Below are 15,519 nucleotides of genomic sequence, written 5' to 3'. Positions count from 1 at the left end.
TAAGGCGGGGGCCCTTCTTAACGCATTCGGTAGAGGAAGGGGCCCCGCTTAACTCGACGGACCCGCCAGGCGCTCGCCCACTCGGCTCCGCCGGCCGGGTCGCCACCAGTTCGCCCGGCCGAGCAGGGCCATGGTGGCCGGCACCAGCAGGCCCCGCACCACGGTGGCGTCGACCGCGACGGCCACCGCCATGCCGAGACCGAACATCTTGATCACCGGATCGTCCTGGAGCACGAAGCCGGCGAAGACGGTCACCATGATCAGCGCGGCCGAGGTGATCACCCGGCCGGTGCCGGCCAGCCCCTCGCGGACCGCCACCCGGTTGTCGCCGGTGGCCCGCCAGGACTCCTGCACGGCGGTCAGCAGGAACACCTCGTAGTCCATGGAGAGCCCGAAGAGCAGCGCGAACAGCATCATCGGCAGGTAGCTCTCCACCGGCACCGGACCGGACAGGCCGGTCAACCCGACGCCCCAGCCCCAGGCGAAGACCGCGGTCAGCACCCCGTACGCGGCCCCGATCGAGACCAGGTTCATCACCGCCGCCTTGACCGCGACGACGGGCGCCCGGAAGGCCGCGTACAGCAGCACGGTGGAGAGCCCGACCACCAGCGCGATGACCCACGGCATCCGCGCCCCCACCCGGTCGGCGAGGTCGACCCGGGTGGCGGTCGCGCCGCCCACGTGCACGGCCACGCCCGGCACGTCCGCGGTCCGCAGCGTCCGCACCAACGCCGCGGTGGCCGGATCGCTCGGCGCCGTGCGCGGGTACGCGGTCAGCGCCACGGTCCGCCCGTCGTCGGCGAGCCGGACCGGGGTGACCCGGGCGACGCCGGCGGTGCCGGCCACCCGGGCGGTCAGCCCGGTGACCCGGGGGTCGGCGCCGGAACCGGCCGGCGGCGTCAACTCGGCGACCACCGTCAACGGGCCGTTCACGCCCGGCCCGAAGCCGGCCGCGAGGCGGTCGTAGCTGGTCCGCCCGGCGGTGCCGACCGGCTCGTCCCCCGCGTCCACCTGACCCAGCCGCAGGCCGAGTGCGGGCGCGGCGAGCGCGCCGAGCAGCAGCACCGCGAGCAGCGCCCACCGCCACGGCCGGCGGGTCACCCGGTCCGCCTGTCGGGCCCACCCGGTCGCCCGGCCCGCCCCGGCACCGGGGTCACCGTCGGGGCCGGCGCCGGTCCGACTGTCGGTCCCGGCGACGAGGCCGGCATCGGGGTCGACGTCGGGGCCGGCGCCCGAGGCGGGTGGCGGGGCCGGACGCCGGCGGCGGATGCGCAGCCGGTCGATCCGGTGCCCGAGCAGCGCCAACAGCGCCGGCAGCAGCGTCACCGCGCCGGCCACCGCGACGACCACCACCAGGCCGGTGGTCCAGCCGAGCGTGCCGAGGATCGGCACCCCGGCCACCGCCAGTCCACCGAGCGCGACCACCACCGTCCCGCCGGCGAACACGACCGCGCTGCCGGAGCCGGCGACGCTGCGAGCGACCGCCTCGGCCGGCGGCACGCCCTCGGCGAGCAGCCGGCGGTGCCGGGTGACCAGGAACAACGCGTAGTCGATGCCGACGCCGAGGCCGACCATGGTGGCCAGCGTGCCGGCCACCGACGGAACCGCCACCAGGTGCCCGGCCAGGCCCACCGCGCTGACCGCGCAGGCCAGCGTGATCAACGCGGTCACCAGTGGCACCGCGGCGGCGACCAGGCCACCGAAGGCGAGCAGCAGCACCAGCGCGGCGACGGCCAGGCCGACCAGCTCGCTGTCCCGCGAACCGCCGCGTTCCGCGGCCGAGGCGAGCACCCCGCCGGGGGTGACCTCGATGCCGGCGGCCCCGGCGGGCGCCGCCGCGTCGGTGACCGCGCGGGCGAACGCCCGGTCCACCTGACGCGGCGACACGTCGAGCCGCACGGTCACCCAGCCGGTCCGCCCGTCCGGGCTGAGCGTGCCGGCCGCGGCGCTCACCCCGTCGACGCCTGTCACGTGGCGCACCTCGGCGACCTCGCGGGTGACCCGGGCGAGCGCGTCCCGGCGGGCCGGGTCGTCGAGCCGTCCGTCGTCGACGCGCAGCACCAGTTGCCCGCCCGTGCCGCCGCCCGGCCCGGTCCGGTCGAGCAGGTCCCGGGCCTGTTGGGCGTCGCTGCCGGGCAGTGCCACGTCGTTGTCGACCGGCCGGCCCAGCACCGCCGCGGCGCCGACCAGCGTGACGGCCAGGAGCAGCCAGGTCGCCAGCACCGTACGGGGACGGCGGGCGCAGAACCGGCCCAGGCCGCCCAGCATCCGGTGCACCGGGCTCGCGTCATCGACCCGCATCAGGCCCCTCCACAGCGCGCGCCGGCCCGGCCACCGGCCGCCGGCAGGGTGAGATCGTGCCCGCCGACCCGGACCAGGAGCCCGTCGGCGGTCGCCGTCACCGCCCGGTACGACAGGCCGGCCGGCAGCGCCGGCAGGTCCCGCCCGAGGTCAGGGCCCCCGCCGAGCCGGTCGAGCAACTTGCCGGCCGGCCGCCGGATGCCGAACACCTCCACCTCGGTCGGCATGAGGGTGAGCCGTCCGCCGGTCAGCGTCGGGCGGGTCAGCAGGGTGACCGGGACGGCGGACAGCTGCGTCTCGATGCCGAGCAGCCCGTCGACGTAGCGGTAGCGCAGCGTCCGTCCGGCCACCTCGGCGGGCAGCGCCTCGTAGCCGACGAGCACCGCCACCGCCACGTCGCCGATCCGCGCCGGCCCGTCGCCGGTCCGGACGTTCCGCAGGTCCGCGTCGGCGCGGGCCACCCGCAGGCCGCTGACCCGGGCGCCGGCCACGGCGACCCGGAGCCGGTCCAGCCGGCCGCCGAGCACCTGGGGCAGCACCGGGAAGCCGGCCAGCTCGACCGAGGGCCGGGCCACCCCGGCCGCGCAGGCGACCCGGTCGGCGAGCCGCCCGGCGACCAGCCGGGCCGTCACCCGGTCGGCGACCACCGCCGCCACGACGAGGAACAGGACCGCCGTCCCGGCGAGCAGCCGGCGGCGGGTGAGTTTGCGCATGCGCCGAGCACACCAGGCCCGGCTGGGCGTCCGACCGGAGTCGGATGAGAGAACGTCAAGAGTCGACGCCAGGCAGCCGGAACCAGACCGTGGTACCCGCGCCCGGTGCGGTGTCCAGTCCCAGCTCGCCGTCGTGCGCGGCGACGATCTCGGCGACGATGGCCAGGCCCAGTCCACTGCCACCGGCGCCGCCGTGGCTGAACCTGTCGAACGCGCGGGCGGCCAGCTCGGGCGTCATCCCCGGCCCGGTGTCGCGGACGCGTACCTCGACCCGTCCGTCGCTTCGTTCCACCTCGACCACCGCCGACGTGCCCGCCGGGGTGTGCGCGCGGACGTTGGCGAGCAGGTTCGCCAGCACCTGGCGCAGCGCGTCGGCGTCCCCGCGTACCGGGGCGGCGTCCGGCGCGGCGACCCGCAGCGGACGGCCGGGCTGCACCGCGAGCGCGTCGGCGACTGACTCCCGGGCCACCTCGGCCAGGTCGACGGGGTCGCGGTCGAGCCGGGGTTCGGCGTCGAGCCGGGCCAGGTAGAGCAAATCGTCGAGGATCCGGCTCATCCGGGTCGCCTCCTCGTCGCCCCGGCGCAGCACCTCCGGGCGGCGCGCCGGCTCGACCATGTCCCGGCGCAACAGGTGCAGGTAGCCGCGGATGGACGTCAGCGGCGTCCGCAGCTCGTGCGAGGCGTCGGCCACGAACGTGCGCAGCCGGTCCTCGGAGCGGGACCGGGCGGCGATCGCCGACTGGAGCCGGGTGAGCATCCCGTCGACCGCGCGGGTCAACCGTCCCACCTCGGTCCGGTCGCTGCCCTCGACCGGCACCCGGCGGTCCAGGTCGCCGCCGGCGATCGCGGTCGCCGTGTCGGTGATCCGGTCCAGTGGCCGCAGGCCGCGTACCAGCAGCAGCCGGGCGAAGCCGGCCAGCAGCACCAGCACGGTCAGACCACCGGCCGCCTCGACCAGGACCAGGCGGCGCACCGTCTCGCGTACCGGGGCGAGCGGGAGCGCGATGAGCACGACCGCCTCGCCGGCCCGCACGGTGACCGCCCGCCAGGCCCCGTCGGCGAGCGTGGTGGCCGGGCCGGGAGCGCCGTCGGCGGGCGGCGCGGGCGCCCGGGCCAGCAGCGGGTCGGCCGGCGGCGACCCGCCGAGCCGGGTGAGCGTGCCGTCCGGGTGCCGGATCTCCACCAGGTAGTCGGAGGGCGCGACGACCGCGCGGGCCACCCCGCCGGGCTCGCGCAGCAGCACCCCGACCCGCTGGGTGGCCAGCGCCGCGCCGGCGCGGAGCTGGTCGTCGGTCCGTTCCAGCAGGTACGCCCGCAGCCCCGCGACGCTGACCACGCCGGCCACCAGCAGGGCCAGGGCGGTGAGCGTCACCATGCCGGTGAGCAGGCTGCGCCGCAGTGGCAGGCGGCTCATCCGCCGGCCCGCAGCGCGTACCCGAACCCGCGCTGGGTGACGATCAGCGGCGGCCCGAGCGGGTCGAGCTTGCGGCGCAGGTAACCGATGTAGGTGTCGACCACGTTCGACGCGCCGCCGAAGTCGTAGCTCCACACCGCCTCGAGGATCTGGGTGCGGCTGAGGACCCGCCCGGGGTTGAGCATCAGGTAGCGCAGCAGTTTGAACTCCGTCGGCGAGAGCGCGAGCGGGTGGCCGGCGCGACGTGCCTGGCAGGTCTCCTCGTCCAACTCCAGGTCGGCGTAGCGGAGCAGGCCCGCGCCGGCGTCGGCGTCGGGACCGATCCGGCGCAGCACCGCCCGGACCCGGGCGACCAGTTCGTCGACCGAGAACGGCTTGGTCACGTAGTCGTCGCCACCCCAGGTCAAGCCCGCGATCTTGTCGCGTGGCGCGTCGCGGGCGGTGAGGAAGACGATGCCGAAGCGGTGCCCGGCGGCGCGCAGGCGGCGGCAGAGCGCGAACCCGTCGCCGTCGGGCAGCAGCACGTCCAGTACCAGCAGGTGCGGTGGCCGTTCGCCGGACAGCCGCTCGGCGTCCCGCGCGGTGCCGGCGGTCACCACCTCGAAGCCGTGGAACCGCAGCACCGTCGCCACCATGTCGACGATGTTCGGCTCGTCGTCGACCACCAGGACCGTCGTACCCATCGGGACCAGCAGAGCACAGGTCGATGAGAGTTCGATGAGAATACAGCCCCCGCTTATATAAGCCTGATCTGATATAAAGAGGTCGTGCACGCTTTCGACGTCCTCGGTGATCCGGTGCGCCGCCGCATCCTGGAGCTGCTCGCCGACGGCGAACAGCCGGCCGGCACGCTCGGCGAGACGGTGCGGCGCGAGTTCGGCATCAGCCAGCCGGCGGTCTCCCAGCACCTCAAGGTGCTCCGCGAACACGGCTTCACCACCGTGCGCGCCGAGGGCGCCCGCCGGCTCTACGCGGTCGACCCCGGCCCGCTGCGCGAGATCGACGCCTGGCTGGCCGGATTCCGCCGCTTCTGGGCGCCGCCGCTGGCGGCGCTCGCCACCGAGCTGGCCCGGGGCCGCCGCGAACGGCGGCTGCGCGAGGACGATCCCGACGACGAGAGGACCACTCCATGATCGACGTGACCGGGCAGATCAGCGCCGTCGAGCGCCGGATCGGCGACCGTACGCTCCCCGCCGGGCAGGCGCGGGTGCTCACCATCAGCCAGACGTACGACGCTCCGCTGGCCGACGTCTTCGACGCCTGCACCAACCCGGAACGCATCCCGCGCTGGTTCCTGCCGGTCTCCGGCGACCTGGGCGTCGGTGGCCGCTACCGGCTGGAGGGCAACGCCGAGGGCACCGTGCAGCGGTGCGATCCGCCGCACGGCTTCGCCGCGACCTGGGAGTTCGGCGGGGAGGTCAGCTGGATCGAGGTGCGCCTGCGCGACGCCGGCGACGGCCGGACCCGGTTCGAGCTGGAGCACGTCGCCCACGTCGACGACCAGCGGTGGGCCGAGTACGGCCCGGGCGCGGTCGGCATCGGCTGGGACCTCGGGCTGGTCGGCCTCGCCTCCCACCTCGGCACCGCGCACGTGCCGGCCGGCGCCGGCGTCGACCCGGCGGCGGCGGCCGGGTGGATGGCCTCCGACGAGGGCCGCCGGTTCGTCACCGAGTCCGGCGCCCGGTGGACGGCGGCCAGTGTGGACGCCGGCACCCCGGCCGACCAGGCGCGCGCCGCCGGTGAGCGGGTCGCCGCCTTCTACACCGGCGCCTGAGGCAAGGCGGGGCCCCTTCTTGACGTATTCGGTAGAGGAAGGGCCCCCGCTCGACTCGACGGGCCGCCGGCCCGGAAAGCGACGTGCGGAACGTCGGTGGGGGCGGGCAGGATGCGGGGCATGCCGATCCGATCCGTCGCCGACCTGACCGCCGCGCTCGACGCCGGCCGGTCGGTGCGATATCTGCACTTCTGGGGGCACCGGCCGCAACGGGACGGCAGCGTCGGCGCCGGCTGCCTGAGCCAGTGGTGGCCGGCGGCGTTCACCGTGGACGGTCGGGAGTTCGCCACCGCCGAACACTGGATGATGTGGCACAAGGCCACCCTCTTCGACGACCACGCGACCGCCGAGCGGGTGCTCGCCGCCACGCACCCGCACCGGGCCAAGGCGCTCGGCCGGCAGGTGCGCGGCTTCGACGAGGCCGTCTGGGTGGCCCGCCGCCGGGAGGTCGTCGTGGCCGGCAACGTGGCCAAGTTCGGCCAGCACGAGCCGTTGCGGCGGTTCCTGCTCGGCACCGGTGACCGGGTGCTGGTCGAGGCGAGCCCGACGGATCGCGTCTGGGGCATCGGCCTGACCGCCGACGATCCACGCGCCGCCGACCCGGCGACGTGGCGGGGCGAGAACCTGCTCGGTTTCGCGCTCATGGCGGCGCGCGAGCAGTTGGCCGGCCGGGCGTGACGGCGGCCGGCCCGGTTCCGGCACCGGGATCCGCGCCGGGTGCGCCATCCGACGGGGCAACCCGGCGGCCGGTGGGCCGGGTAACGTGCGCGACGTGACCCCGTACTCGCACTGCTCCTTCTGCGGCGCGGCCTACCCGGCGGACGCCGGCTGGCCCCGCGTCTGCCCGGCCTGCGGCGAGACGGTGTGGCGCAACCCGCTGCCGGTGGCGGTGGCGGTGCTGCCGGTCCGCACGCCCGACGGGCTCGGCGTGGTGGTCGTCCGCCGGGACATCGAGCCGGCCCGCGGCCAGCTCGCGCTGCCCGGCGGCTACATCGAGTTCGGCGAGGAGTGGGACGAGGCGCTGGTGCGGGAGCTGCGCGAGGAGACCGGGCTGCTCGCCGAGGCCGGCGAGGCGCGGCTGTTCGCGGTGCACGGCACGCCGGCCGGTGGCACCATGATGGTCTTCGGCGTGCTGCCCGAGCGGCCGGTCGGCGACCTGCCGCCGTCCGCGCCGACCGAGGAGGCCACCGAGTGGCTGGTGCTCACCGAGCCGGTCGAGCTGGCGTTCTCCACGCACACCCGGGTGCTCGCCGACTTCCTGGCCGGCCGGCGCCAGCGCTGACCGCGGGGGCGTCTCAGCCCCGGGCCGGCACCGGCCGGGGTGCGAACGGCACGCCGACCGACGCCTCGACGGCCGGCTCACCGGCCGGGTGCCGCCACAGGCCACGTCGGCGCAGGATCGGCAGCACGCCCTCGCCGAACCAGTACGCCTCCTCCAGGTGCGGGTGGCCGGAGAGGATGAACTCGTCGATGCCGAGCGCGTGGTAGTCAGCGATCCGGTCGGCGACCTCGGTGTGGCTGCCGACCAGTGCGGTGCCCGCGCCGCCCCGGACCAGCCCCACCCCGGCCCACAGGTTGGGCGCGATCTCCAGCCGGTCGCGGGAGCCGCCGTGCAGGTCCAGCATCCGCCGCTGACCCTCGGACTCGCTGCGCCGCAGCCCCTCCTGCACGGCCCGGATGTCGTCCTCGGCGATGCCGTCGAGCAGCCGGCGGGCCTGCGCCCACGCCTCGTCGGCGATGTCCCGGCTGATCACGTGCAGCCGGATGCCGTAGCGCAGCTCGCGGCCGGCGGCGGTGGCCAGGCCACGGATCCGGTCCAGCTTGTCGGCCACCTGCGCGGGCGGCTCGCCCCAGGTCAGGTAGACGTCGCTGTGCCGGGCCGCCACCGGCAAGGCGGCAGCGGACGACCCGCCGAAGTAGACCGGCGGCACCGGGTCGGGCAGCCGGCCCAGCCGGGCGCCGGAGACGCGGAGGTGGGCGCCGTCGTGGTCGACCGTCTCGCCGCGCCACAACGCACGCACCACGTGCAGGAACTCGTCGGTACGCGCGTACCGGGCGTCCTTGTCGAGGAAGTCGCCGTACGCCCGCTGCTCGGTGGACTCGCCGCCGGTGACCACGTTGAGCAGCAGCCGGCTGCCGGAGAGCCGCTGGAAGGTGGAGGCCATCTGCGCGGCGAGCGTGGGTGAGAGCAGGCCGGGTCGGAACGCCACGAGGAACTTCAGCCGCTCGGTCACCTGGGTGAGCATGGCGGTGGTCAGCCAGGCGTCCTCGCACCAGGCGCCGGTGGGGGTCAGCGCGCCGACGAAGCCGAGCTGTTCGGCGCTGCGGGCGATCTGGCCGAGGTAGGCCACGTCGGCCGGGCGGGCGCCCCCGGCGGTGCCCACCGGCACACCGTGCCCGCCGCCCACGATGTCCCGACTGTCGCCGTACGTCGGCAGGAACCAGTGGAAGGTGAGCGACATGGGTGCCTCCGGCGCGGGTCGGGCGGGCCGCCTCCTGAGGGGTGGGACGACCGCGCCGACAGACTACCCATAAAACCTATCGGGTTGGTAGGTTGCTGACGCCCGCCGAGCTGCCGGGCCCCACCCCTTCCGAGGAGTCGTCATGCGTACCCCGTCGAGACCCCGCCGCCGGGTGACCGCGCTGCTCACCACGCTCGTGCTGCTCGCCGCCGCGACGCTGACCGGCTGTGGCGGCGAGGCCACCGACGCCCGCGACGGCGGACCGCTGCGGATCGGCTACCAACGCTTCGGCGGGCTCAGTCTGGTCAAGGCGCGCGGCACCGCGAAGAACGTCACCTGGTCGCTGTTCGAGAGCGGTCCGGCGCTCACCGAGGCGCTCAAGGCCGGCTCCATCGACATCGGGCAGGTGGGTGAGGCCCCACCGGTCTTCGCCGCCGCCGGGAAGATCCCGTTCTCCGTGATCGGCACGTCCGAGCCCATCCCGCAGGGCGAGGCGGTGCTGGTCAGGGCGGACAGCCCGTACCGGAGCTTCGCCGACCTGCGCGGGCGGACGGTCGCGCTGAACAAGGGCTCCAACGTGCACTGGCTGCTGGTGAAGCTGCTGGAGGCGAACAAGATGACGCTCGCCGACCTCAACGTGAAGTACCTCAAGCCGGCCGAGGGACGACCCGCGTTCGACAACGGGCAGGTCGACGCGTGGATCATCTGGGACCCCTACTTCGCGCTGGCCGAGCGGCCCGGCGTGCGGGTGCTCGCCGACGCGGCCGGCCTGGCCGGCAACCGGGAGTACGTGCTGGCCGCGCCCGGCGCGGTGAAGAACCGCACCGACGACGTGCGGGCCTTCCTGGACACCTACCGCGAGACCACCGACTGGGGCATCGCCCACCCGGCGGAGCGGGCCGCCGTGCTCGCCCCGGAGCTGAAGATCCCGCTGGACGTGACCACCCGGGCACTGGCCCGCAGCGCCAAGCCGCTCGCCCCGGTCACCCCGGACATCGGCCGCGAGTTGCAGGCCATCGCGGACAGCTTCGTGGCGCTGAAACTGGTGCCGGGACCGGTGGACATCGCCGGCCGGGTGGACGACCGGTTCACCGAGGCGTTCCGGTGACCGGCCCGGCGCTGGCCGAGGCGCCCGCCCCGGTCGTACCGTCGCCGGCGCCGCGACGACCGCGGGCCCGCACCGGCCGGCGGTGGTGGCGGCTGGCCAGCCCGGTCGCGCTGGTGGTCGCCTGGGAGGCCGCCGCGCGCTCCGGCCTGCTCGCCGCGGAGAAACTGCCGGCGCCGAGCACGGTGCTGGCCACCGGCGCGCGGCTGGCCGCCGACGGCACGCTCGGCACGCACCTGCTCGACTCGCTCACCCGCGCCGCGCTCGGCCTGCTCATCGGCGGCGGCCTGGCGCTGGCGCTCGGCGCCGCGGCCGGGCTGCTGCGCCTCGGCGACGACCTGGTCGACCCACCGGTGCAGATGGCCCGGATGCTGCCGCACCTGGGCCTGGTCCCGCTGCTCATCATCTGGGTCGGCATCGGCGAGTCGCTGAAGGTCACGCTCGTCGCGCTCGGCGCGTTCTTCCCGATCTACTTCAACCTGTACGCCGGCATCCGGGACATCGACGAACGTCTCGTTGAGGCGGCCCGCACCTGCGGACTCGGCGCGGCGGCCCGGCTGCGGCACGTGGTGCTGCCCGGCGCGCTGCCCGCGCTCTTCCTCGGGCTACGGCTGGCCATCGGCGCGGCCTGGCTGAGCCTGGTCGTCGGCGAACAGGTAAACGCCCAGACCGGCGTCGGTTTCCTGATGATGGAGGCCCGCGAGTTCAGCCAGACCGACGTGGTGGTGCTCGGCCTGCTCGTCTACGCGCTGCTGGGCCTGGCCTCGGACCTGCTCATCCGGTACGCGGAACGGAGGACGCTGACGTGGCGACGCGGGCTGCGGGCGACCTGACCGGGCCGGTGCTCACCGCCCGCGCGGTGACCCGGTCCTTCGGCCCCGCCGTGGTGCTGGCCGGCGTCGACCTCACCGTCGCCGCCGGGGAGACGGTGGCGCTGCTCGGCGGCAGCGGCTCCGGCAAGAGCACACTGCTGCGGGTGCTCGCCGGGCTGGACGACGACGCCGGCGGCACGCACCGGGTGCACGGCGCCGCCGCGGTGGTGTTCCAGGAGCACCGGCTGCTGCCCTGGAAACGGGTGGCCGACAACGTGGCGCTCGGCCTCACCGGGCCGGGCGTGGGCGACCGGGTCGACCGCGCGCTGGCCGAGGTCGGGCTCGCCGACCGGGGCCGGGCCTGGCCGGCCGAGCTGTCCGGCGGGCAGGCGCAGCGCGTCGCGGTGGCCCGGGCGCTGGTCCGGGAGCCGGACCTGCTGCTGCTCGACGAGCCGTTCGGCGCGTTGGACGCGCTGACCCGGCTGCGCATGCAGGGACTGCTGCGCCGGCTGCGCGCCCAGCACGGCTTCGCCGCGCTGCTGGTCACCCACGACGTGGAGGAGGCGCTGCTGCTCGCCGACCGCGTCCTGCTGCTCGACGGGGGCGTCATCGCCGAGGAGGTCCCGGTGGGCCTCGGCCCCGCCCCGAGCCCCGACGACCCGGCCCTCGGCGCGCTGCGCCGCCGGCTGCTCGACCGCCTCGGCGTACCCACCTCGTGACCATGATGGAGCACCGATGACCCGTTGGACCCCGGACCCGACGTTCTACCCCTCCCCCACGCTGGCCGCCGCCGCGCCGGCCGAGAAGCTGGCGTACGTGGCCGCGTTCGACCGCGCCGGGCGGCAACCGGACGCCATCGCGGTGCTGGACACCGACCCGGCCTCCGACACGTACGGCCGGGTGGTGGGCTGGACCGAGCTGCCGCACACCGGCGACGAGCTGCACCACTTCGGCTGGAACGCGTGCAGCAGCGCGCTCTGCCCGACCGCGCCGCACCCGCACGTGGAACGCCGCTACCTGATCGTGCCCGGCCTGCGCTCGTCCCGCATCCACGTGCTGGACACCAAACCGGACCCGCGCCGGCCCGAGCTGGTGAAGGTGATCGAGGCGAAGGAGCTGGGCGAGCGCGCCGGGTACTCCCGCCCGCACACCGTGCACTGCGGGCCGGACGGCATCTATGTCTCCGCGCTCGGCGGCGCCGACGGCGAGGAGGGGCCGGGCGGCATCGCGGTGCTCGACCACACCACGTTCGAGGTACGCGGCGCGTGGGAGGCCGACCGGGGACCGCAGTTCCTGGCGTACGACTTCTGGTGGCACTACACGCAGGACGTGCTGGTCACCAGCGAGTGGGGCACCCCGTCGATGATCGAGGACGGCATCGTCGGCGAGCTGCTGCTGGGTCGCCGCTACGGGCACGCGCTGCACTTCTGGGACCTGGCGAAGCGTCGACACGTGCAACGCGTCGACCTCGGCGACGCGTACCAGATGGCGCTGGAGCTGCGCCCCGCGCACGACCCGACGAAGTCGTACGGCTTCGTCGGCGTGGTGATCAGCGTCGAGGACCTGTCCGCCTCGGTCTGGCTGTGGCACCGCGACGGCGACGCCTGGGCGGTGACCAAGGTGATCGACATCCCGGCCGAGCCGGCCGACGCGGCGGACCTGCCCGAGCTGCTCACACCGTTCGGGGCGGTGCCGCCGCTGGTCACCGACATCGACCTGTCGGTGGACGACAGGTTCCTGCACGTCTCCTGCTGGGGCACCGGCGAGCTGATCCGCTACGACGTCAGCGACCCGTTCCACCCGGTGCGGGTCGGCTCGGTGCGCCTGGGCGGCATCGTCGCCCGCACCCCGCACCCGGCGTACCCCGACGAGCCCCTCGCCGGCGGCCCGCAGATGGTGGAGATCAGCCGCGACGGCCGCCGCGTCTACGTCAGCAACTCGCTCTACGGCGCGTGGGACGACCAGTTCTATCCCGACGGTGTGGGCGCCTGGGTGGCGAAGCTGGACGTCGACGAGGAGCACGGTGGCCTCGTGCCGGACCCGCGCTTCTTCCCGCGCGGGCACGAGTTCCGCGGCCGGCGGGTGCACCAGACCCGGTTGCAGGGCGGCGACGCCTCGTCCGACTCGTACTGCTTCCCGTGACCGGCGCGACCTGGGCGGCGCTTGTCGGCCTCGGCGCGTTCCACGGCCTGAACCCGGCGATGGGCTGGCTGTTCGCGGTGGCCCGGGGTCTCCAGGAACGCCGTCGGGCCGCGCTGCTGGCCGCGCTGCCGCCGATCGCGGCCGGGCACCTGGCGTCGGTGGCGGTGGTCGCCGCGCTGGTCAGCGCCACCCGCTCGGTGACGGCCGGCACGGCGGTCGCGGTCGGCGGCGGGGTGCTGCTGGTCGGGTTCGGGCTGTGGCGGCTGCTGTCCGACCGGCACTTCCGCTGGGCCGGGATGCGGCTGTCGGCGGCCCAGCTCACCGCCTGGTCGTTCCTGATGTCGGCGGCGCACGGCGCGGGGCTGATGCTGCTGCCGGTGCTGCTCGCCGAGCCGGCGGTGGGCGCCGGCCCGCATGCCGGGCACCTGGCCGCCGCGCCGGCCGGTGCGCTGACCGGGCTCGCCGCGGCGGCCGTGCACACCGGGGCCATGCTCGGTGTCGCGCTGGCGGTCGCGCTGCTGGTGTACGAGGTACTCGGCGTCGGCGTGCTGCGCCGGGCCTGGTTCAACGTCGACCGGCTGTGGGCCGGCGTGCTGGTGGCCGCCGGTGTGGTGACCCTGCTCGGCGCCACCTGAACGCCGAGGGCGGACCGCCCGTCGCCGTCATCCGACGGCGGCGGGCGGTCCGCGTCTGCAGCCCCGGGAGGGGTCAGCGGGCCGGCAGGGTGGCCAGCACCAGGTTGGGGTCGACACCGGTGGTGTACGCGGCGCTGAGCACCGCGACGGTGCGACCCCGCACGGCCACCGAGGTCGGGTTCTGCAGCCCGTCGGCGGCGGTCAGCAGCGTGCGTGACCGGCCGGCCACGTCGATGCCCACCACCGTGTTCGGCCCGTTCAACGCGGCGACGACCTGCCGGTCACCGGCACCGACGAAGGCGAAGTCGTCGATGCCGACCAGACCGGTGGCCGCCACCCGGACCGGGCCGGGCCGGCCGTGCCGCACCGGAATGCGCAGGAGCGTGCCCTGGTCGAGGTTGGTCGCCCACACCGCGCCGGCGCGCACCTTGATGCCGTTGGCGCCGAGGAAACCGGTCGCGGCGAGTTCGGGCGCCGAGGACCAGACCTCGACAGGGCCGCCGTCCAGGGCGACTGTCGAGATCGTGCCGCGCACCGAGTCGGTGAGGTAGAACCGCTTCGCCGTCGCGTCGAACGCCAGGCCGTTGGGCAGCCCGTCGGCCGGCAGGGCGGCGATGCGGCGCGGGACGACCTGGCCGGGGCGTAGCCGGTACAGCCCGGTCGAGGCGGCGTCGCCGCTGGCGTACAGGAAGAAGAGCGTGCCGTCCGCCGTTCGGACGATGCCCGTGGTCAGCGCGAACGAGAGCACCGGCGTGTGGACGCCCCCGTCGGCGGGGGCCGGCAGGGTCGCCAGGATCCGCGTCCCACCGGAGGGGGTGACTGCGGCGACCTGCCGGGCGGCCGCGAACGTGACGTAGGCCGTGCCGTCCGGGCCCATCGCGACGTTCTCCGGCAGCTGCCCCTTCGTCAGGTCGAAGTGGACCGCGATCCGCGAGGTCACCGGCGAGTCGGACGGTCGGTCCGACCCGACGGTCAGGGGTCGTACGGTGGCGGCCGGTGCGGCGTTCGGCGGCACGGCGGTCACGACGCCGATCCCCGCCGCGGCGAGCGCGACGGCGAGAGTCATCATTCTCTTGCGCATTCTTGTTCCTTACTGACGGGTTGATTGGTGGGCGGGAACGGGCGCGACGGGTCCGGCGCTCCTCGCGGAGCACCTCGCGTCGCACGATGGAGTGGTGCTATTCGCGCCGAACAGGCGGGCGCGCAGCGCCGGCACGGGCGGTGGCGACGCTGTGCACGAGCAACGTCATCGCCGCGTGCGATGCCGAGCCGGGTTCGGTGGTGGCGACGACGACGGTCTGACCGTCCTCGGTCCGCAGGGCCTGCTGCGTCACGTCCATCGCACCGACCAGCGGGTGACACATCCGGTGGACGGTGCCGCCACCGGCCTTCACCCGGTGGTCGGCCCACATGGCGGCGAACTCCGGGCTCCGCAGGGTCAACTCGCCGACCAGCGCGGCCATCAGCGGGTCGTCCGGATCCTGCCCGGAGGCCATCCGCAACGTCGCCACCACCGCGCGGGCCTTGGTGGGCCAGTCGGTGTACAGGTCGCGGGTGTGCGCGTCCAGGAACACCAGCCGGGCCATGTTCGGGGACCGGTCCGGCCGCTCCGGGATCTCCGGAGTCAGGTGACCGGCGAACAGCGCGTGCCCCGCGCTGTTCCACGCCAGCACGTCGGCGCGACGACCGAGCACCACCACCGGCACGTCGCCGAGCGCCGCGACGAGCTGACGGACCGCCGGGCTCACCCGCTCCGGGGCCGGGCGGCGCACGGCGGGCCGCCGGCGGGTCCCGGCCGCCAGCTCGGTCAGGTGGCGGCGTTCCGCGTCGTCCAGCCGCAGTGCCCGGGCGAGCGCGTCGAGCACCTCGGGTGAGGCGTTCCCGGCCTGCCCCTGCTCCAACCGGGAGTAGTACGACACGCTCACCCCGGCCAGCAGGGCGAGTTCCTCGCGGCGCAGGCCGCGGACCCGGCGCCGCTCGCCGTACGTCGCCACGCCGGTGTCTTCCGGCCGTAGCTGGGAGCGCCGGGCCCGGAGGAAGTCGCCGAGCTGTCCTCTCGCGTTCATGACTCGAAGTATCGCCAGCCCGCCCTGCGCCAACCACTCCCTGTCAGGGATAGGCACCGCGGGGCGGGGCAGGCCCACGTCGACGACAGTCAACT

The 15,519-nt window shown here is 75.3% G+C and carries 16 protein-coding genes; 9 read left to right on the top strand and 7 right to left on the bottom strand.

What is annotated here, in order from left to right:
* Positions 1-48: 48 nt before the first annotated feature.
* The 4 genes from C8054_RS22165 to C8054_RS22150 are packed head-to-tail and all read right to left on the bottom strand — an operon-like array spanning position 49 to position 5,111.
* The gene (locus C8054_RS22165; protein ID WP_107159715.1) at positions 49-2,301 is read right to left on the bottom strand and encodes an MMPL family transporter; all 2,253 of its coding nucleotides are present in this window, start codon (positions 2,299-2,301) and stop codon (positions 49-51) included.
* On the bottom strand, positions 2,301-3,014 hold the full coding sequence (locus C8054_RS22160) for a DUF2993 domain-containing protein (RefSeq protein WP_107159713.1): 714 nt from the start codon (positions 3,012-3,014) through the stop codon (positions 2,301-2,303). Before C8054_RS22160 ends, C8054_RS22165 begins: the two co-directional genes overlap by 1 nt.
* A gap of 55 nt (positions 3,015-3,069) precedes the next feature.
* The gene (locus tag C8054_RS22155; protein WP_199199878.1) at positions 3,070-4,428 is read right to left on the bottom strand and encodes a cell wall metabolism sensor histidine kinase WalK; all 1,359 of its coding nucleotides are present in this window, start codon (positions 4,426-4,428) and stop codon (positions 3,070-3,072) included.
* Positions 4,425-5,111, bottom strand: coding sequence for a response regulator transcription factor (locus C8054_RS22150; RefSeq protein ID WP_107159711.1), 687 nt, complete (start codon positions 5,109-5,111; stop codon positions 4,425-4,427). Before C8054_RS22150 ends, C8054_RS22155 begins: the two co-directional genes overlap by 4 nt.
* A gap of 84 nt (positions 5,112-5,195) precedes the next feature.
* On the opposite strand from C8054_RS22150, the gene C8054_RS22145 reads away from it, so the two are divergent.
* From C8054_RS22145 to C8054_RS22130, 4 genes are all read left to right on the top strand, one after another.
* Positions 5,196-5,561, top strand: a complete 366-nt coding sequence (locus tag C8054_RS22145) for a helix-turn-helix transcriptional regulator (RefSeq protein WP_107159709.1) — start codon at positions 5,196-5,198, stop codon at positions 5,559-5,561.
* Positions 5,558-6,202 carry an SRPBCC family protein gene (locus C8054_RS22140; protein WP_107159707.1) on the top strand — a complete coding sequence of 215 codons (645 nt, stop codon included), beginning with the start codon at positions 5,558-5,560 and terminating at the stop codon, positions 6,200-6,202. Before C8054_RS22145 ends, C8054_RS22140 begins: the two co-directional genes overlap by 4 nt.
* Positions 6,203-6,322: 120 nt before the next feature.
* On the top strand, positions 6,323-6,880 hold the full coding sequence (locus C8054_RS22135; RefSeq protein ID WP_233219922.1) for an NADAR family protein: 558 nt from the start codon (positions 6,323-6,325) through the stop codon (positions 6,878-6,880).
* Positions 6,881-6,974: 94 nt separating this feature from the next.
* A complete protein-coding gene (locus tag C8054_RS22130; RefSeq protein WP_107159703.1) occupies positions 6,975-7,484 on the top strand; it encodes an NUDIX domain-containing protein in 510 nt (169 codons plus the stop codon).
* A 13-nt stretch (positions 7,485-7,497) separates the two neighbouring features.
* Here C8054_RS22130 and C8054_RS22125 read toward each other — a convergent pair whose 3' ends face one another.
* The gene (locus C8054_RS22125) at positions 7,498-8,664 is read right to left on the bottom strand and encodes an LLM class flavin-dependent oxidoreductase (protein WP_107159701.1); all 1,167 of its coding nucleotides are present in this window, start codon (positions 8,662-8,664) and stop codon (positions 7,498-7,500) included.
* Positions 8,665-8,806: 142 nt separating this feature from the next.
* On the opposite strand from C8054_RS22125, the gene C8054_RS22120 reads away from it, so the two are divergent.
* Genes C8054_RS22120 through C8054_RS22100 form a run of 5 tightly spaced genes read left to right on the top strand, consistent with a single transcriptional unit; the run spans position 8,807 to position 13,358 of the window.
* Positions 8,807-9,772, top strand: coding sequence for an aliphatic sulfonate ABC transporter substrate-binding protein (locus C8054_RS22120; RefSeq protein WP_107159699.1), 966 nt, complete (start codon positions 8,807-8,809; stop codon positions 9,770-9,772).
* The gene (locus C8054_RS22115; RefSeq protein WP_107159697.1) at positions 9,769-10,602 is read left to right on the top strand and encodes an ABC transporter permease; all 834 of its coding nucleotides are present in this window, start codon (positions 9,769-9,771) and stop codon (positions 10,600-10,602) included. Before C8054_RS22120 ends, C8054_RS22115 begins: the two co-directional genes overlap by 4 nt.
* Positions 10,575-11,300 carry an ABC transporter ATP-binding protein gene (locus tag C8054_RS22110; protein ID WP_107159695.1) on the top strand — a complete coding sequence of 242 codons (726 nt, stop codon included), beginning with the start codon at positions 10,575-10,577 and terminating at the stop codon, positions 11,298-11,300. Before C8054_RS22115 ends, C8054_RS22110 begins: the two co-directional genes overlap by 28 nt.
* Before the next feature lie 16 nt (positions 11,301-11,316).
* Positions 11,317-12,723, top strand: coding sequence for a selenium-binding protein SBP56-related protein (locus C8054_RS22105; protein WP_107159693.1), 1,407 nt, complete (start codon positions 11,317-11,319; stop codon positions 12,721-12,723).
* A complete protein-coding gene (locus C8054_RS22100) occupies positions 12,720-13,358 on the top strand; it encodes a hypothetical protein (RefSeq protein WP_107159691.1) in 639 nt (212 codons plus the stop codon). The genes C8054_RS22105 and C8054_RS22100 overlap by 4 nt, the downstream gene beginning before the upstream one ends.
* Positions 13,359-13,431: 73 nt before the next feature.
* Here C8054_RS22100 and C8054_RS22095 read toward each other — a convergent pair whose 3' ends face one another.
* Both C8054_RS22095 and C8054_RS22090 read right to left on the bottom strand, forming a co-directional pair.
* Positions 13,432-14,439: a hypothetical protein gene (locus C8054_RS22095; RefSeq protein WP_107159689.1), complete on the bottom strand. Its 1,008-nt coding sequence runs from the start codon at positions 14,437-14,439 to the stop codon at positions 13,432-13,434.
* A 97-nt stretch (positions 14,440-14,536) separates the two neighbouring features.
* Positions 14,537-15,424: a helix-turn-helix transcriptional regulator gene (locus C8054_RS22090; protein ID WP_107159687.1), complete on the bottom strand. Its 888-nt coding sequence runs from the start codon at positions 15,422-15,424 to the stop codon at positions 14,537-14,539.
* Positions 15,425-15,519: the final 95 nt, after the last annotated feature.

Origin of the sequence: Micromonospora sp. RP3T (assembly GCF_003027925.1) — a bacterium.
Taxonomy (GTDB): domain Bacteria; phylum Actinomycetota; class Actinomycetes; order Mycobacteriales; family Micromonosporaceae; genus Micromonospora.
This window is presented reverse-complemented; position numbering and strand designations above follow the sequence as displayed.